The organism is Alteromonas sp. KS69 (assembly GCF_003989595.1).
GTDB classification, from domain to species: Bacteria; Pseudomonadota; Gammaproteobacteria; order Enterobacterales; family Alteromonadaceae; genus Alteromonas; species Alteromonas naphthalenivorans.
Window position 1 is genome coordinate 1 of sequence record NZ_PYHU01000002.1, and the last position, 20111, is coordinate 20111.

Consider the following 20111-nt stretch of genomic DNA (forward strand, 5'->3'; position numbering starts at 1 on the left):
AATATTCACGATCTCACCCTGACCGAGCAGCCAATACATTTTTGGCTGTTCGTGATAGCGAGAGCTGGGAGTTATTAAAAGGACGATTTTATGAGGCAGGCCTAGAATGGTTAAAGAAAAATAAAGATCAACCTCTTACATTCTCTCAGAAAGAAAATATCTATCTTACGTTATGTAGTTTAGGGCAAGACAACAATATTGAAAAGAATAAGCTCCATTTATTACCAATCGCAAAACTGATAATCGCGCGGACTGAAGAAGGCTACTATGAAAAAGCTAGGCCTTGGTTTAATAGTTCTGAAGGTAAAGAGGTTTATAGTCAATTACTACCTGTAGAAAGCATTCCGATTAGACAACAATACTCCCTATACAGATGTGCATTTGAACTAAATGAACCGGAACGCGGGATGCTATTCCTTGATGCGCTTTACAGTTATTTAAATCAAATAGAAAAACCTACATTGGACGAATTGACTTTATTTCAGGCCATAGCAAATAGGCTCGGTGAATCTTATCGTGACATTGATAAAGAAGAGAAGGAAAGATCGTTAATTCAAAAAAGCATGGCCATTGGTGAGCAAATTTCAGAAAGATTTGGTGAACATTTTGAAAGCGTCATTGAAACTGGAATATCCTCTTTAAGGATAGGGGAGGCATTAATTAAGAAAGATAAGTATATTGAAGCTCTGCCTTATCTTACTGAAAGTCTGAAAATTAATAGAAACATGTTAGATCATCCGACTTTAGGTCGGGCGGCAATCGATGGAAATATAGATGCTGGACTGGCCCTATCTAAAGTGTTTTTTAGCCTAGGAAAAACGGAGGATGCCTTAAAAGGTTTAAAACAATGTCTGAAGCTAGCAAAATCGCGTATTTCAGATTTAAATCCCGATAGTGATATTATGCGCACTGCTTCTGATTGTTGCGTCAGCTTAGCAAAATTTTACGATACATTAAACAATGAAAAAGAAGCGCTAACTTACTATCACGAAGCTCGATCCATACAAGAAAAAGCGATTGAACTATTTGGATTAAGTAAAGATCGAATCAAAGATGTCTCACTATCTACATATCGAACTGGGTTGACTTTAGCCAAAATTGGCGAAAATAGACTCGCTGTTACTGAGCTGAAATTGAGTTTGCAACAGCGCAAAACGTATTATAACGAGTTTGGAAAAAGTCTAGAAAGTTTATATGGTTTGTATATTATTTATTGGGATTTATGTCGTTTTGATCTCACTAATTCAAAGGTTCATTTAGAAGAAGCTAAAATTGTGCTAAAGCAGATAAAAAACAATTATGACTCACCAGAATACGAACTTATGGTGAAAGAATTAGTAAAAATGGAAGAAGCTATAAATGACGATAAGTCTATTACATAAAATTATTATGGTGGTTAAAACTAGTTGTTTAATTGAATTATCTGTTGAACTCAAGACAGAAGTAGCTAGTCAATAATCTGAACGTCAGCTCCTTGTCTATTGATGCCTGTCAGGCGGCGAAGTACGTAAAGCGGAAGTTGGCGCTTTGATTACTTGATAAAGTCAATGCACGAATATCTGCCATTGCTGACCAAAGTATTTTCATAGTTTTGAGTTAGGTGCCAGTCTTGGTATACAGTTGTAGCGACCTTCCCCCTATATTCAGGAAAACGACCCAATCGCGCGTTTTTGTCCTAAACATAATTAGCCCCAGTTATACGCAAGCTTTGTATTCTTTGACTTTCAGTAAACTCGGAACGATGGCACTATGGATAAAGACAAGCACACGCTCGGGAGAAAAACGCGCGATTTGTGCACTATTGAATTGTTATACACCTAAGGATGGATCCGTGAGTCAGCCAAATCTAGAAGACAAATTAAAAGCCTTTGATTCGAGTAAACTTATAAAGTGGCTTTCTTGGATATTGACTGCTGCTTCAATGGCTATCGCTATAGTTTTTTTGTTATATTTCACTAATTTTTCTGGCGGGCTAAGTAATAAAAACGATGTGTGGGGAGCCTTCGGTGATTTTGTAGGAGGGACTCTCAATCCGATTTTGAGCTTTTTGGCTTTAATTGCCTTACTTCTAACAATCATTCTTCAAAGCCGCGAGCTAGAAGCTACAAAAGAAGAGTTAAAACGTTCTGCTTCTGCTCATGAAAAGCAAGTTAACTATATCTCTGGCCAACAACAAAGAGACGATCTAATCCGCTTGGTTACAAAACTTACGGACAGAATCAATAATAACTACAATTCAAACTTACTCGATAACGCCATGTCCATACATGCTGCATTAATTGGCAGTGATAGCCCTATGGATAATGATGATTTATATAACTTGATCGACGAGATGCGTGATAAAGAGTCTAAAACATATAAAATAGTTAAATATTTAGAAGCTGACTTATATACGCTATTTGAAGTTCTGGAAAAATATGAATCAGTATCAAACGAAGTAAGCGACATACCATCTCCTTACAAAGCTTTTTATTTAAAAGAGTATCAAGAGTTGATAACTAGATTTGTTTCTTATGGTTGGTTTAACAATGAATTAAACGGCCTTTACAGCAATTAGGTGTACAACAAGTCACTTGAAAGGACAAATAACAGTTGGTTTTGCTCCTTCGTCGCTTATTTTAACAAACAATTATTTGCTTCTTAGTGAGGCGTTGACCGTCTGCTCCTTGTCTCAAGGAGTGCCTGACGCTGTTTGGCTGAAACGTACGTAACCCCGTCAGTTACGTTTTTTAAAAGCCAAGATCTACTTATCGTGCATTGTTGCCATTTGAAGCGTGCAAAACGAAACTCAAATTCAGCTAAATAAATCGCCGTATTCAAACAGGCTGGCTCCTTCGTACTTTAAAATCAATAATTCGGAATATTACCTTTGTCATTGAAAAAGGTGTGACCACACTATGTTGGTGAGCCATCGTCAATAGCGATTACCGATAATAATGTTCGCCTATAAAATTGTAGTAGGCCAAAGACTGAGGATAGCTACGGCCTTCGCTTGACTTTGCTATGTCTATGTAGAGCCAGACCCTGTGTGCTGACTCACGAGGAAAAAATATTCTGGGTCTTCAGCTTTGAGTTGATCAATATAGGCGTCGCGATCGAGCGTTGCGCCCTGCGTTATGGCCCATTCGACAAAACCTTCTGGAGCGTCTTGTAAATTGGTAATCAGTGCGCCCTTGATGTTTCTAATATCGAACGGGGCGATAACATTGGCAAAGGAAGCGCCATCTAAGTTTGCGCCTTCAAAGCTCACGCCTTTTAGCATAGCCCCAGCAAAGTTGGCTTGTATCAGTTGCGTCTTGGTGAAGGTAGTATCAAGAGAATAAGTCTCTGAGAAGTTCGCCGAAAAGAAAATGGCACGAGAGAAGTCCGCCCTTGGGATACGTGCATTTCGAAATCGCGTATGCGTGCCTCGTGCTTCAATGAACTGAGCACTTTGCAGTTGCGCGCTATCAAAAATAGCATAATCAAGTTGTGCTTCGTTGAGATTGCTTTGGTCCATCTGGGCTTGTCTAATATCTGCGCGACGCAAGTTAGCACGGCGCAGGTCGGCGCTATCAAACATGCTAAGTTGACCAATGCCTCCCACGCCTTCAAAAATAATACGGGACTTTGATATCGCGACGAGGAGTTGACCTCTCTCTGGGCTAAGATACTCATCTTCCAAAAAACTGTTGATATCGACACTGTCAGTGAAGAAATTATCACTATCGAAACGAGACAACGATAGCAGTTCGGAGACGCTGGAAGCATAGTTTCTTTCTCCGTAATTGGTTAACGCTCGGTAAGGTTTTAATGATTGTGAGATAGCGATGATGCGGGATTCTGTAATATCGTTAATTGCATATACGGCAGGTTTATGACCTCTCTTAAAATCATCAGGCTTGTCGACGTTTTCTCTTTCTTTGTCGGCAAGCTGGGTCTCGATGGTGTTCATAATGGCACTTAATTCGATATTAAGTGATGAGCGCCGTTGCGCTTCTGAAAGTTCATTTTGGATTATGATTAGAGCGTTTTGATTTTCGAGTTTGATATTGGCTTCATATGCCAACACCAGCGTTATGATGCCAACCAAGCCGATGCCCACACTAGAGGCACTAGTAAAAGGGAACAATCGCCACAAAAGGGAAATGATGGTGGCGCGTCTTCGCGGATCGTCTTTTCCCCACCGACTTCGATTTACAAAGTTCATGATGCATGAAATGAAACGATGCTCTTGTTCAAGTAGTTGTGCTTCTAATGCAATAACGTCCAAGGTTTCTTTATTAATGGTTGTCTTAGTAGCCTTGTCTGAAACGGTCTCTGAATATAAGGTTGTCTCTGAGGTCACATGCGAGACTTTGTCCGAGGTAGATTCTAAGGATTTTCCTGAGCTTCTCTTTGGTGCCATGAGAGTTTTCCATTGTGCATGATTATAACTCTAGAACAAGGATAAGTCAGGTCGCGCGATTTGAACATCTTTTTTAACATGGCGCATTGAAAGGAGCGGCTGCCGCGTTTAGCAATTTAAGTGTATTTCTATTAATCACATGCCATGTCCACTTCCCCTTTAATGGTCTTCATGGTCTTCATGGTCTTCATGGTCTTCTACACCGTCATTATCAAAGTCTCTCAACAAGCAACCTGAATCGACCAGACTTTACTAGACAGATTTTCGTTTGAATTCTTCTAGCTTTTCATAAGTTAGTGGCCGCAGTGTTTTGATGCGTAATTCCAGACCAAACCTGAAATCTAATAGTGCTTATTTGCATTATTACAGGAGTATATTGCCGCAATAGTGTAAATATCCATTATTACAGTAACGTAAAAAGTCTTTATGAGTTGTAGTTTGCAGAGTTAGTTTCGATTTATGGTGGCTTACATTTGATCTGACGCTTTCATTTGTCGGATTAGACATCATCTGACTTGCGGCTTCAGACAAACAGCGGACATCCAGCTATAAGCCATGTCTAGTTTCAAAAACAATCTTTCCACTTAATTTATCTATGGCTTTGACAATACAGTCTTTGCTACAGACAACCCCAATGATATTGCTAAATTTTATGTCAAACACTTCAACGGAATGCACTTTCTGCTTTTCAAAAAGTTCATCGCTTACACATACATCTTCGCTAGTCAACGTAAGTAGTGAGTTATCGCGATGATAACTTTTCACCGATAAAATTAGCCTTCTCGAACCGGTAAAAATCTTGGCAAGAAAATTAAGATTACCTTCCTGTTTAATTTTGGCTGGTAGGCTAGTGATGGGATTATCCATAAAGGAGTATATATGTTCACTGGCATTTAATAGCATCATGTCATTTAACTGCGAAATTACGCTTTCGTGTGAACATTCGAATCCTTTCGTTTCACCTTCGAAACTACTATGAGATACATATGCTAGCCACGGAGTTAAGGGCATAAAGTAGAACAGTGATTCAAAATGATCATCTATATATTTTTTTTGCTGTAATGGGTGAAAAATTCTCGATATATCTTCTTGATTAAAAAACTCCTTTATTACGGGCTTGTCAGAGGTAAGAAAGGGGATTTGAGTGCAGTTAATAATTATCCCAGATTTTCTATGAATTGGGTTTAGTGCCTCAGTCTTAGCTAAATACAAAATCTGCTGTTTTGATATTTCATCATAAATATTTCTGTTCCTATTCCCTCCTTCAAACATGTCTGCATACAATGCCACTCTGTCCCATGATTTTTGGTGGGCTTTAAGGACTTTCTCGGTTCTTAAAAATTGAGTAACTACAAAAAGTGAGAATATCGAAAGAATCTCATTTGAAAACTCTCCATTAAGTAGTTTTGTAATCCCTTTACTGTAAAAGCTTTCTATTTTGGCAAGATGTTCTTCGACTAGTGGCTTATCAGGATCATCAGATTTTAAGTTATAAAATCTAGTTTTAGTAAATATATTGTTGCTTAGCCCTTTCATTTTCCAAGCTCTGTCAAGAGCAGAAGTGTTTACGTATACACCAGCTTCATATTTTTTGTTTTTTACAGCGGAAGAGCTGTCTACGAAGTGTTTTAGGTAGCACCTCGGCACGATGTGCTGATCACGTTTTTTTGCCATACTCTTTATCCATTAGAGGCAATGCTTGTAAGAAGATGTACTCTTTTTAAAAGGCTATTTGGCAAACCCTGCCAACCCTGAAAGCTCTTTTAGCTTTCGATCAAAGTTAGAAGAGAATTTATCTTCCTGCTCCACCCAAAGGTCATGATAATCCTTGTGAAGTGTTGAGTGTCGGTTGGGTTCACCCCATTGCTCTACAATCCACTTGATGTCAGTTTTTGTGAGATCTAGTTTGTTATATCCAGTGTTCTGGTAGTTAAACGGGAGAGAGTTTAATTTCCCGCCCGGTGTATGCTCAATGACATTATAACCGGGCATTTTTAAACGTTTACTGTAAGGGATACTAAATGATTCAATGACGGCTAACCGATAAATTAGTTCTAGTTCGTGGGCGTAGTCTTGCTTTGACTTCCTTTTACTACGTATCGTAGCTCTAAGAGCAATCTTTGCCTCGCGAAAAGCGCCCGGCAAGGGTAGGTTATCTAGAGCTATTGTAAGGCGCTTGTCTGGATCATCATGATGCTTTTTAATGGTGTCAGCCCAGAACTCTCCAATACCATTATGAATGGCATTGCGACTTTCTGTAGCAAACTGATGCGCTTTATTCCATACTTCTTCATCTGTTTGCATTTCTAGCCATGACTTTCGCATTGGATGTATTTCCTTGATAGTGTCTACATATTATTTATACGGATAAAAGAAGTAATATCAAGTTATTAAGCCAACCATAATCCCGCATTTCACTTAGCTAATTCTGCCTTTTTTACCAGCTTTGCATACCCCAAATTTGTCGGAAGCGAATCCGCATTGCTTTACCACCCAAAGACCGCTTTACGTACACAGTTGCCCTTGAACTCTCTCAAGGTCAAACACAGACAACGGCATAGAGCAGCCTAGTATCTTGGTCAATTTATCTCTCCAAGAGTGCAAGACTGAACCCTGAATATCTATTGAAACCTGCGTTGATTTTGTATATGTTTAAATTATTGCCCCCATTCGAACTTACCTTCTTACAGGCGGTGGAATACTGCTGTCTGGCGTTCAATTTAATGTCGCGCTGGACTTGTTGAGGTCAGTTTAGCTTTAAGCTAGAATTCACCTAAGATCTTTCTGGAATCGTTCTTCAAAGCCCAATAAATTGGTTACTTCTAATTTAGTTTTGAACTGGAACCCACAGAACACTTGCCATAAAAAAAGAGCCCTACCTTAGTAGAGCTCTCTGCAAACATCTACTAATGCACCCATATAGCGCTAGAATAGGTAGACGTTTGTATTTCAAGGTTCCCTAAATCAGCTTTGCGCACTTTCAAATTTCCGTAATCTTGACCTTGCCGACTTGCAAACGCAGGACCGCGCCACCTTACAAAGCCATCGGTTCCAAAGCTAACAAGATGGCTATAAATGTTAAGTGAGAAATCGGCTGTATTATGGCTAACGCCAATAAGATTCTGGTTTTGTTCAGTAGTTACGTCAGCTTGAATATTCGTTATATCTGCAGGTATGCTCGCACGCAAGCTCTCGGTAAGCGCCTCACCAGAAAAGTCATAAACAATCAGCTCATCATCATGATTCGTACACGCTAATTCCGGCTGCTCATCTGAGTCTGCATTAATAGTAATTAGCTGATCGCATATACCGTCCACCGACGCGGCTTGTGATAGTCCTGCATCGGTTATCTTTAATACTTCCATGCCAGACTCGTTAGTTGTCAACGCTACAAATGCACTTCCGTTTGAAATAAAGGGAGCGAGGTGCGTGACATGACCGATATTATAGTTAGCAATAATCAATTGGTTTTGAATATCAAAAATATTCAGTTCAGTCCCAATCATTACTAATGCGTCAGTGAAGCCATCGAAATTCATGTCTAAGGCTTCAATTATGCCAATATTGCTATTACTACTTGATTCATACTGCCAGTGAACCTCACCATTATGTAGCTGGATAGCGGCGAAGCTTCCATCGTAATAATTGGTTGTCGATGTAAACAAATCACCTGCACCATCATTGTTAAAGTCGGTTGCTATAGAGTTAGTGCCTGCGCCCCAGTTCTCTGAAACAGTATCACTTAGTTCTATATTTCCCTCTTTATCCAACATGATATAACGTGACGAGCCATAGCCACTTTCAGTTGAAGAAATAAAGAATATTGCACGCTCATCATTGTCGATGACATTTGCCCAACCAGCTGACGAAAAGCTATCTAACTGTACTTCTGCTGTATTTTCTTTGATAGTAATTGTGCTGCCATTCAGTTCTGCGGTGATAAGTTCATCAGCGCCAGTAGTCGAAACACCGGTTCCCCACAACACCTCTGTTGAACCATCATTATCTATATCACCCACTGTAATTGATGTTACACCATGGTCTTGTGAACTCACTCGCCATAGCTCACTCAAATTACCATCGATCATTGTGTAGGCAGTAACGTCTCCCCATTGGCAATCGCCGACAAGGAGGACAGATTGTCCAGACAAAACTGCATCATTGATATCGCATGTGTTGAAGTTATCAAAATTATCCAGCTGCACTTTGGTAATCGCTGAGTACACCTCAATATAGCCCCAATAATCAGCACCCACGATTTCACTCACACCATCCCCGTCAAAGTCAGGAACCGCAATATGCGCATCGCCGAAACCATTACTTTTGACCCACTGGTTTTCACCAGTTGCTAAGTCATAAACGAAACCACTATTAGCGACAAGCTCCAGTGCTGAATCATCATCAACATTGGCGACAGCGATTTCTTTTGCATTACCAACATTAAAACTAAATAGCGTAGTTTCTGGTGAATCTAAGGCAATAACATTGGCCGTGGTATCATCGCTATAATTTTCAGCAGCAACGAGATAAATAAGCTCTTCGATACCATCGCCATCGATATCTGTAAGGATAGCGCTCTTAATTTCCAAATCACTTTCGATCAGACTTTCAGCCATTTTATTTGTGTCGGTAATTACCGATACGCCATATTCTGTCACAACGAGAATATCGTCTTTATCATCGCTATTCACATCGCTAATCAATACCTGACGAAGTAATCCGTCGGTTGGGAGCATATATGGATATAACCACGTTTGCTGGTAGCGCCCATTAATCAATGAAAGTGTGAATACATTGGAATTAGAGTCTGTAGACACTAACTCGTTGTTACCGTCCCCGGTTATATCTGCTACATGCATAGCATTATTTTGACTAGGTACTAGCAATCCAGAGCGAGCAAGAGTGATATCTCTGTCTGATAAAACGGCAACATCACGCTCAATATAGGTTTGTGGATCTGAACTGTTATCAGAAAAAGTAAATGTAAAATACTGCACTGGAAATAGTTGTTCATTAGGGACTTGCCAGCTAATTACACCATTATCAGATAACGTTACTCCATCAGGTCCAGCTATTAAACCCGCTCCAGTTGAAGACTCTCCAGTATCTGGATCGTTAATTAGCACACTAAATTCTACGTAATCGCCGGCTTGGATTTCGTCGGGCAGATTGTCGATAACAACCTCTGCAGGACTGTCTTGAAGTTCAATCTCTAGTGGCCATGACTCCACAACGTTAACACCGTCTGACACCACGGCTGATACTTGTAACTTATCGCCAAAAACGGCCACATTGGGAGGTAAGGTGGCTTCTGTATAATCGTCTAAAAGCACCTCATTCAAATACCATCGGTAGCTAATAGTCAGTTCTTCGTTAGTATTATCTGGATCATAATATTCGGTAGGTTCGACCATAATAGTTGAGGTTGTGTACACCTCGTCCCACCAAGGGTCTAGCAAATACGGCGTGCCAACATATGGGGGTAGCGAGAGTTCATCTATCGGTAATAGTGTTTTGTCGTTGTTTCCATACAGTAACTCGTAAACGTCATTGTAATAAACACCCATATCGAAGACTTCATCGCCATCAGTATCAACCACAAATTTGACTGGTCCCTGTTCGAAAATAAATGCGGCTTTATTCGCGCCCTCCATAAAAAATGTAGTCTCATACAGATAAGGAGGATATTCGCCATTAACATCTAGTAAAATGCTAACTTTTCCCACATCACCAATATAAATATCACCTTCCATTGAAACAGCATTCGAGTAGTAGCTATAGGTCTCATTCGACGTTGTATCGATTTTGTAGCTTTTGTCGCCTATTCTCGCGGTAATGTAGTTTTCAAAAGTATCGCTATAGCCAGTTTCATAATCGGTTCCAGTATTTTTATAAGATGCGTAACCAGATAACGTCGTAATAACGTCATCATACGCCCACTGGAGATCGCCAAAATACGTTACGAAATGGAAGTTATCTTCACTTAATGACAATATATCAAGCGCTGCACGACCATTTAGGGTCACATCGTCATAATAATATTGGCAATTTGAGTATGTCAGCGAAAGCTTAGCTGTTTCATTGCTCTCTATCTTACCAAGATACCTTACCGTTCCTCTTTCACCACACTGGTAGGTAGCATCTACATTTCCGTTAGCATCTATTGCATCAGAAAAGTCTTCTTCCCCTATACTGGGAATGACCAACTGAGATTCGCCAAATAATAGGGAATAAGCTTCTTCGGCTATGGAAGGAGTCATTTCTGGGCTTACGTTACTACCGGCATAGTCTTCGTTAGCGATAGAAACCGCAGCACTTTGCAACTCACTAGAAGTGTAGTTAGATGCATCTTGAATTTTTTCTATGGAAGTAATAGGTGCTGGCAGCGGAGTTGGCGCAACTGAAGGGTTGGAATCTGAACCACCTCCACCACCGCAGGCAGTAATTGCTAGTAAGCTTGAAGCAAGCACAGAAATACAGACAAGTTTATTCACTTTTTATCGTCCTTGATTTTTATTTTTCGGGGGTAAAAATACCCTAGTGATATTATTTGAACAATAAAAATATGCTTAAAAACTTCGAAATGGGGTAAATTTAATGTAAAAAGCGGCCATTTGGCCGCTTTGAGTATTGACTTTAATTGTTCGTATTAAAACTTATATTGCAAACTCACACGCGCATTAAGCGGCTCGCCGGTGGCAATGTTGTTATCGTTGTGTGCTGACGGGAAATAGTCTTCGTCGAATAGGTTTTCCACGTTTAGCTGAAGTTTCACGTCTTCGCTGTAATCGTAATACACTGCAGCGTCTACGCGAACAAAGTCAGGTAGTTCAACGGTATTATTTAAAGAGGCATACTGCTCAGATTGATAAATCACGCCTAATGCAACACGCCACTTATCGTTAACTTCATACTGGTTCCATAACGTCAGCATGTGTTCTGGTAGCTGTGCTAAGTCGCGATTTGCCAGTGCGCCATCTACAATGCGGCCCATTTCTTCGCCATCAAGGTTGCTATACCCAGCATTTATTACCCAACGCTCTGAAAGCTTGCCCACCACCTGCACTTCAAAACCTTTGGTTTCGGTGCCGGTTAAAATAGACGCTTCTGGATTGTTAGGATCCTGCGCTGTGCCATTTTCACGTTCAACTTCAAATGCCGCCGCGGTTACGCTAAGTGAGTCAGAGAAATTCCACTTTACGCCAATTTCTTTGTTTTCAAATTCTTCAGCTTCCAGCGCTTGGCTTGTAAGCGACAGGGAAAGGAATTGATCACCTGAACGAGGTAAAAACGATTTGCTGTAACTGGCGTAAATCGAAACTGATTCTGCTGGCTTGTAAATTAGGCCTGCACGAGGAGACACTTGTGAATCAGAGCTTGAAAGAAAACCACTGTTGCCATCGTCGGCACCGTTAGCTACTTCAATACTGTCTACCACATCGATATCAAAATTATCGTAGCGAAGACCGGCAACCACAATCCAATTCTCGTTAAGCTTAATTTCATCTTGCACGAAAGCTGAGGTAAAGGTGACGTCTGACGCACGGTCTCTTACTGGGTCTGTCAGCGTCATTGAAGGAATAACCAATGGGTCGCTAAACACAAAGGATACTTGGTCGTCTTGGCTGTCTGCAAAAAATGCATCACGACGAGCATTTTCTGTATCTTGGCTGCCGTACTCCATTCCTGTTAGTAAGGTATGGTTGATATCACCTGTTGCAAACTGCCCGATAAGGTTTAATTGAACCAACGCATTCTCACGAGTTGTGGTATCGCGATAACCGTCTAACGTAACCGTACCTGCATCAGCGTCAAAATTAACGGGGTACAAGTTTTGATAAGCTTTGTCATAGTCAGCAAACTGAACGGTACCGTTCAAGTTCCAATTCTGCGATAGTGCATGATCAACTCGAACACGGGCAATATGTGCTTCAAGGGTAGTATTGTTGAAATCTGGATCACCAAAGTAGGTGTCGTCATAGCCTTCTAGCGGAGCACCATCTAATGAAGGGATACCTCTATCGACTAAACGGTCATCGTTCACGTATTCGTAAGATGCAACCACCGTGGTGTCGTCGTTAGCCATCCATGTATAGGTGGGGTTAATGGCGTAACGTTCACCATCTTTAAAATCACGATGATTATCAATACTGTCAAACACACCATTAAAACGAAAAGCATTGTTCGCATCTATGGCTTTATTGGTATCTACACTAATAGAACCCGCACCAAAGGTATCAATACCTGCTGACAATGTGGTGAAATCTTCTGCACTACTGGCTACTTTAGTCACACGGTTAACCACGCCACCGCCACCACCACGGCCAAATAAAAGCGCGTTCGCGCCACGCAATATTTCAACGCGCTCTAAATTATATAGCGGGCGAAAGTACTGAACGTCGTCACGAAGACCATCAACAAAGAAATCCGCAGTGGTGTTCTGACCACGAATAGTCACCTGATCGCGATGATCTTCACCCAAGCCAATGCTCACACCTGGGGTGTATTGCATAACATCAGCAATGCTAAACAATGCTTGTTCTGAAATTTGTTCTGCGCTTACAACAGATACTGACTGCGGCACGTTAACTAATAGTGTAGGGGTTTTAACCGCTGTGGCGACTTGTTGACCAAAGAATGCGCCGCGTACAGTAATACGCTCAACACTTTCTTCTGACTCAGTTATATTTTCTTGAGCCAAAACAGATGTGCCATAAAGTGCTAATAGAACAGCAGTAGAAATAGTTGCTTTACCAAGTTTCAAGCAAGTCTCCTCGAGTGATAATCCAAACAGTATTGAAAATGATAGATATTCTTATTTAGAACGGATTCTAGTCAGATTTATTGGTAATTAAAAGGTGTATTAATAAAAATTAAACTTTTGTTATAAATGCCTCCGTCAGCTTAACGAGACAGTTTATTGAAACCGACCTTTCGAATGGGCTCAGTACCTTCAATGGAATTTACGTCAAGATGACAAGTTTGCTATTAAGGCATAAAGTAAACCTTCTTCTAGCTATGCTTAATCAGAGTATTAATACCATCATGTTGCATTACCTCGACTATACCCCCGAGTTGGCCCCCCATTTCGACCGCATAAATAGAGAGTGGATAACCAAAATGTTCCATTTAGAGAGTATTGATGAGGCTGTTATTGGTTACCCGCAGCGCAACATTATCGATGAAGGTGGATACATTTGGTTTGCTGAACATCCCGACTTTGGCATTGTAGGTACATGCGCATTAATGAAAAAAGGAGAAGGAGTATTCGAACTTACTAAGATGGGAGTGGTCAGTGAAGCCAGAGGATTAAAAGTAGGGGAAGGCTTGTTACAGCATGTGTTGAATCACGCCCCTGCCATTGCTTTTAATACACTATTTCTTTTAACCAATAAGAAGTGCGAAGCCGCCATTCATCTTTACGAAAAAAATGGCTTTGTTCATTGTGAAGAAATCATGCAAAAATTTGGTTGTGCTTATGAACGCTGCGACGTGGCAATGTATTATAAAGGTACTGTCACCAACTGATGGGTGAGTAAAAAGACGCTCAATCAATATGCTATGGCGACGATTTATACTAATGATGCTTTCAAACAGCCCCACGCCCTCTGCAAGACTTTGCATGAGATGTGGTACACTTCTCCCGTTTTAATTTCATAGGATTACAGAATTCATGTCGTGGATGCGAAAAGCCCTTTTGTCGCTATTTCATTATCCTGTTAAGTTGCTGGTTAAAGCCCACAGCATTCCCGTAAACGTAGAAACTGAGCTTGGCATTGATAAGTCGAAGCCCATCGTTTACTTGCTTCCAGCAAACTCGGTAACCGATCAATTAGCGCTTAGAATGTCAACAGAAGCACTAGGCCTACCGAGCCCGACTGATACGCTTACGTTGGCGGGCAGAGAATACCCTTCTACATTGTTTTTGCGTAAAACCCAGCCGATATTTCGTTCACAAGCAGACGATACGGGTATTGAAGATGTATTTACTGACTTGTTTCATTTGCACAGAGATCATCATCAATTAGATCTTCAAGTGGTTCCGGTATTTGTAACCTGGGGCCGAGCGCCTGGCCGAGGAACGCCAGGGTTAGCCGATCTTATTGCCGACAATGCAGCGCCAAGTTGGCTAAGAAAACTCTTTATCGTGATGTTCTTGGGCCGCGATAATTTTATTAATTACTCAAAAGCGGTATCGGCTCGCGCCATGTCAAATCAACATGGCAGTGATAAAAGCATTGCACACAAGTTAGTGCGTGTAGCGAGTACTCACTTTCAGCGTAAACGCCAAAGTATGACCGGCCCTACCTTGTTAGAGCGCCAAGAGCTGAACAACAGCGTACTAGGTTCTGATGCCGTGCGCCGTGCTATGGCTGAAGAATCTCGCAGTAAAAAAATTACCCATGACGCATCTAAAGACAGAGCGCAATCATACGTTACCGAAATAGCCGCAGATTACCGCGAAGGACTTATACGTTTTGGCGATCGACTGCTTACTCGTATTTGGAACAAAATTTACAATGGTATAAGTGTTGGCCACTCCGAACGTATTCGAGAGCTTGCCGCAAACGGCCATGAGATTGTTTACGTGCCTTGTCACCGCAGCCATATGGATTACCTTTTGCTGACCTACGTGATTTATCATGAAGGTATGGTAACCCCTCACATTGCCGCCGGTATTAACCTAAACTTCTGGCCGGTGGGTAAGATTTTCCGCCGTGGTGGTGCCTTTTTCTTACGCCGAAGCTTTGCTGGTAATAAGCTATATACCGCCGTGTTCCGCGAATATTTAGAGTTACTTTTCAATAAAGGCTATTCAGTTAAGTATTACCCTGAAGGTGGCCGCAGCCGCACTGGTCGTCTTATTCCGCCCAAAACAGGCATGCTAGCCATGACCATTCAGGCCATGTTGAAGGGTGTGAATAGGCCTGTTAGCTTGGTACCTGTCTATATTGGCTACGAAAACGTGATGGAAGTGAAAAGCTATCTGAATGAGCTTAAGGGTACTAAGAAGCAAAAAGAATCGAACTGGCAAGTGTTCTCGGCTATTCGCAAGCTTAGAAACTACGGTCATGGTTATGTAAACTTTGGTGAGCCTATTCAGCTGAATCAATTTTTGGAAACCCATGTGCCAAATTGGCGTGACTGCCGTGATGCTGAGCCAGAGAAAAAGCCGGCATGGTTAACGCCAGCGGTAAACGAGCTGGCTAACAATGTGATGACCAGAATTAATCGCGCAGCAGCGGTTAATGGTATGGCGCTAACGTCACTGTGTTTACTGTCATCGAAAACACAAACCATGAGTGAGTCTGAGCTTAAACAAGCGATGGGCGACTTTATTAGTTTGTTCAAGAATGTGCCTTTCAGTGCCGATGCCACCATACCTGATGCTAGTGCGAAGGAATTGTTTGACGATACCTTGAAGCTTGGCAAGTTTGAGGTTGAAGAAGACGACTATGGTCGGTTAATTAGCCCCAAACCTAAGTCAGCGGTTTATCTCACCTACTATCGCAACAATATTTTGCACTTATTTGCATTGCCGGGCTTAATTATGGCCTGTGTATTTGCTCATAAAGGCACAAGTAAAGCGACAGTATTTCAGTTAATTGCTGCGTTATACCCACTACTTCAACGCGAGTTATTTTTACACTTGTCTCAAGACGAAGCCCTTACTCATACCGATGCGCTTATTGATGCATTAGTCGACCAAGGTCTTCTGCGAGTCAAAGAAGGTGATTTACTTCCACCTGATGCTCAGCAAAAGCAATTTCATTCAGCCTGGCTATTGAGCCGCTGCATGCAAGAAACCTTGCAGCGTTACGCGGTAGTACTGACTATTTTGGATAAAGAAAAAGTGATTAGTCGCGGGGCACTCGAACGCACTAGTCGCCAAGTGGCAGAACGTTTATCTACCCTTTATGGGTTAAGCTCCCCAGAGTTTTACGATAAGAACGTACTGTCTAGCTTTATTAGTGCGTTAAAAGATAACCATTGGTTAGATTCTACTGAAAATGGAAGCCTGAAATACTCTGAAGAGTGTGAAGCGCTTCGCGAAGACGTGATGGCACTAGTATGGCCTGAAATGACCCAGCATCTTGAGAATGTGGTATTGCATAACTAGTTTACTTCGTCGATTGGAATGCAGCTAGCTAATCGATAATCGGCTGCACACTGAAGAGACTGCTATCGATGACAAAAAAAAGCCGAAACGTTACATCGTTTCGGCTTTTTTATTGATTTGGAATACGCTTTACCTCGCCCCAAGGTAAGCCATGCTTAACTTGAAGCGAGGTAAAGCGAAAACGGTTTGCTCTTTACTTAGATGGTTGTGACAAGAAGAACTTATAGGCAGGATCTTCTGTGACTTCATCTACTTTGTAGCCAAGTTCAATAACATGCTCATTGAAAGCCTCTCGGCTTTCAGGGGCAATATCAAACCCAACCAACACTAAACCTTCTGCCGCACCGTGGTTGCGGTAATGAAACAAGGTAATGTTCCAAGATTCACCCAAGGTATTTAAGAAGGTTAGCAATGCGCCAGGGCGCTCTGGGAATTCAAAACTGAATACTTGCTCGTTTAGAATGGCCGGTGGTCTTCCCCCTACCATGTGACGAACGTGCAGTTTGGCTAATTCGTTATTGGTTAAATTAAAGCACTGATAGCCTTTATCTTCTAAGTCGCTTTGCAGGCTTAAGAATTCTTGCTGGCCGCCTTTTAATTTAACCCCTACAAAAATATGGGCTTCGTCGTCATTAGCATAACGATAGTTAAATTCAGTAATCGCCTTTGCGCCAACACATTCACAGAACTGCTTAAATGCCCCTTTGCGCTCAGGAATTTTCACTGCGAATACGGCTTCTTTTTGCTCGCCCAGTTCACAGCGTTCAGACACATAACGCAAAGTATGAAAGTTAATATTCGCGCCGCATAAAATGCCGCCTAGCTTCTTGCCGGTAAGGTCGTGCTGCTTGGCATACTTTCGAATGGCCGCCACAGACAAGGCTCCTGCAGGCTCAGCAATAACACGAGTGTCATCAAAAATATCTTTAATGGCACCGCATATTTCATCGTTGGTTACCGTCATGGTTTCATCAACTAGGCGATTACACAGCCTAAAGGTTTCTTGCCCCATGACCTTAACGGCAACGCCATCGGCAAAAATGCCTACGTTATCAAGTGCAGCAGGTGCACCTTCTTTTTGCGCCAAGGCAAAACAGGCAGACTCTTCTGATTCAACGGCAACAATTTTAATCTCTGGCTTTAATTGCTTTAAGTAAACCGCAATACCGGCCGCTAAACCGCCACCGCCTACCGCAACAAACAAAATATCAAGGTTAGGATTTTGCTCTAGCAATTCCCGTGCGACGGTTCCTTGACCCGCAATAACATCAGGGTCATCGAAAGGCGGTACAAAGGTGTAACCATGTTCTGCACAAAGCGCTTTCGCGTGACCACTGGCTTGATCGAAACTAGTGCCATGAAGGACAACATTTACATGGTCGCCGCCAAAACGACGTACTGCATCAACTTTGATGTCTGGGGTAGTTTCAGGCATCACAATGGTGGCCTGAATGCCCTTGCGCCTAGCGCTGTACGCCAAACCTTGTGCGTGATTACCCGCTGAAGCACCGATAACACCGGCACTAAGCTGTGCTTCGCTTAACGAACTTATACGGTTGTAAGCGCCACGTAACTTAAATGACTTTACCGGCTGCTGATCTTCACGTTTTAAGAATATTTCATTGCCTAATTCGGCAGACAACAACGACATGTAAGAAAGCTCACTGCTTACGGCTACGTCGTAAACAGGGGCTAATAGAATTTTCTTTAAATAGTCGTGATCGCTAACGGTCATAGATTTTCCAGTTTCGATACATCACGTACTGCGCCTTTATCCGCACTGGTGGCCAATGCAGCAAAGGTTTTCAATGATGTTGATACTTCGCGAACGCGATCTTTCGGACGCCAAGGCTTATCGCTGGCTTTCATTGTCGCGCGGCGCTCTGCGAGTTCTTCATCGCTAATAGCGATGTTGATACTGCGATTTGGAATATCAATTTCAATCTTGTCGCCGTGCTCAACTAAACCAATACCACCGCCACTGGCAGCTTCTGGCGAGCAGTGACCAATCGATAGACCACTAGTACCGCCCGAGAAACGACCATCGGTAACTAACGCACACGATTTACCTAAGCCTTTCGACTTCAAGTATGAAGTGGGGTAAAGCATTTCTTGCATACCCGGTCCGCCACGTGGGCCTTCGTAACGAATAAAGACCACATCGCCCGCTATCACATCGTCAGCCAGAATACCGGCAACGGCATCATCTTGGCTTTCGTAAATGCGTGCAGTACCAGTGAACTTCAAGATAGAGTCATCAACACCAGCGGTTTTAACAATACAGCCATCTTCGGCCACATTACCGTATAACACGGCTAGGCCACCTTCTTGGCTAAAGGCATTTTCAACTGAGCGAATACAACCGTTTTCACGGTCGCTATCTGCTTCATCCCAACGACAGCTTTGGCTGAATGCTTGGGTAGTACGAATGCCGGCAGGGCCTGCACGGAAAAATTTAATCGCGTCGGTATTGTCTGGGTTGGTGATATCCCAGTCTGCAATGACTTCTGTAAGTGACTTACCTAATACATGGTTTGCATCACCATGCAGTAAGCCACCTTTGTTTAATTCATTTAAAATACCTAATACGCCACCTGCACGGTGTACGTCTTCCATATGGTATTTCGGGGTAGACGGTGCCACTTTACAAAGGTGGGGAACCTTACGTGACAGTCTATCGATGTCGTTCATAGTGAAAGGTATTTCACCTTCCATTGCTGCTGCTAACAAATGCAAAATGGTGTTAGTTGAACCACCCATGGCAATGTCTAAGCTCATGGCGTTTTCAAAGGCATTGAAGTTAGCAATATTACGTGGCAAGACGCTTTCGTCATCGTCGCCATAGTAACGTTTACACAGCTCTACGATTTGCGAACCTGCTTTTTTAAACAAACCTTCACGGTCAGCGTGGGTGGCTAGCATTGAACCGTTACCCGGAAGCGATAAACCGAGTGCTTCCGTTAAGCAGTTCATTGAATTTGCAGTAAACATACCTGAGCATGAGCCACAGGTAGGACATGCAGAACGTTCGATTTCGTCGGTATCAGAGTCACTCACTTTATCGTCGGCAGCGGCTACCATGGCATCCACTAAGTCGAGTTTGATGATTTGATCAGAAAGCTTGGTTTTACCCGCTTCCATCGGACCGCCTGATACAAACACAACAGGTACGTTTAAGCGCAATGACGCCATTAACATTCCTGGCGTAATTTTGTCGCAGTTTGAAATACATACAATGGCGTCGGCGCAGTGCGCGTTCACCATGTACTCTACTGCATCAGCAATAATTTCACGGGAAGGTAAGCTGTAAAGCATGCCACTGTGGCCCATAGCAATACCATCATCTACCGCGATAGTATTAAATTCTTTTGCTACACCACCGGCGGCTTCAACGCTTCGTGCCACTAATTGACCCATGTCTTTTAGATGCACATGCCCCGGCACAAACTGCGTGAAAGAGTTAGCAATAGCAATAATAGGTTTACCGAAATCAGAATCCTTCATTCCCGTTGCACGCCATAGAGCGCGTGCGCCGGCCATATTTCTACCTTGCGTAGTCGTTGCAGATCGTAACTTGGGCATAAAATCCTTCCCGTTTAATAA

General features: G+C 42.2%; 11 protein-coding genes. 4 read left to right on the plus strand and 7 right to left on the minus strand.

What is annotated here, in order from left to right; translation table 11 throughout:
• Positions 1-1382 (plus strand): tetratricopeptide repeat protein (locus C7Y69_RS00790; protein ID WP_221885318.1); only part of this gene is annotated, 1382 nt, incomplete at its 5' end.
• A 449-nt stretch (positions 1383-1831) separates the two neighbouring features.
• Positions 1832-2557, plus strand: coding sequence for a hypothetical protein (locus tag C7Y69_RS00795; RefSeq protein WP_126871494.1), 726 nt, complete (start codon positions 1832-1834; stop codon positions 2555-2557).
• Between the two features lie 450 nt (positions 2558-3007).
• Here the strand turns inward: C7Y69_RS00795 and C7Y69_RS00800 are convergent, their stop codons facing one another.
• The 5 genes from C7Y69_RS00800 to C7Y69_RS00820 form a co-directional block, all read right to left on the minus strand.
• Entirely contained in the window at positions 3008-4387 is a 1380-nt protein-coding gene (locus tag C7Y69_RS00800; protein ID WP_126871495.1) for a pentapeptide repeat-containing protein, read from the minus strand.
• 546 nt (positions 4388-4933) lie between these two features.
• Positions 4934-6061: a DUF4238 domain-containing protein gene (locus tag C7Y69_RS00805; RefSeq protein WP_126871496.1), complete on the minus strand. Its 1128-nt coding sequence runs from the start codon at positions 6059-6061 to the stop codon at positions 4934-4936.
• Positions 6062-6115: 54 nt separating this feature from the next.
• A complete protein-coding gene (locus C7Y69_RS00810; RefSeq protein ID WP_126871497.1) occupies positions 6116-6712 on the minus strand; it encodes a hypothetical protein in 597 nt (198 codons plus the stop codon).
• Positions 6713-7293: 581 nt separating this feature from the next.
• The gene (locus C7Y69_RS00815) at positions 7294-10881 is read right to left on the minus strand and encodes an FG-GAP repeat domain-containing protein (RefSeq protein WP_126871498.1); all 3588 of its coding nucleotides are present in this window, start codon (positions 10879-10881) and stop codon (positions 7294-7296) included.
• 155 nt (positions 10882-11036) lie between these two features.
• Positions 11037-13151, minus strand: a complete 2115-nt coding sequence (locus C7Y69_RS00820; RefSeq protein ID WP_126871499.1) for a TonB-dependent receptor — start codon at positions 13149-13151, stop codon at positions 11037-11039.
• Between the two features lie 209 nt (positions 13152-13360).
• Between C7Y69_RS00820 and C7Y69_RS00825 the strand changes: the two genes are divergently transcribed.
• Complete coding sequence (locus C7Y69_RS00825) at positions 13361-13915, plus strand: GNAT family N-acetyltransferase (RefSeq protein ID WP_260563394.1); 555 nt, start codon at positions 13361-13363, stop codon at positions 13913-13915.
• Positions 13916-14060: 145 nt separating this feature from the next.
• Positions 14061-16508, plus strand: a complete 2448-nt coding sequence (plsB, locus tag C7Y69_RS00830) for a glycerol-3-phosphate 1-O-acyltransferase PlsB (protein WP_013786741.1) — start codon at positions 14061-14063, stop codon at positions 16506-16508.
• Between the two features lie 193 nt (positions 16509-16701).
• Here the strand turns inward: plsB and ilvA are convergent, their stop codons facing one another.
• Positions 16702-18243, minus strand: coding sequence for a threonine ammonia-lyase, biosynthetic (ilvA, locus tag C7Y69_RS00835; RefSeq protein WP_126871500.1), 1542 nt, complete (start codon positions 18241-18243; stop codon positions 16702-16704).
• Positions 18240-20090, minus strand: a complete 1851-nt coding sequence (gene ilvD / locus C7Y69_RS00840) for a dihydroxy-acid dehydratase (RefSeq protein ID WP_126871501.1) — start codon at positions 20088-20090, stop codon at positions 18240-18242. The genes ilvA and ilvD overlap by 4 nt, the downstream gene beginning before the upstream one ends.
• Positions 20091-20111: the final 21 nt, after the last annotated feature.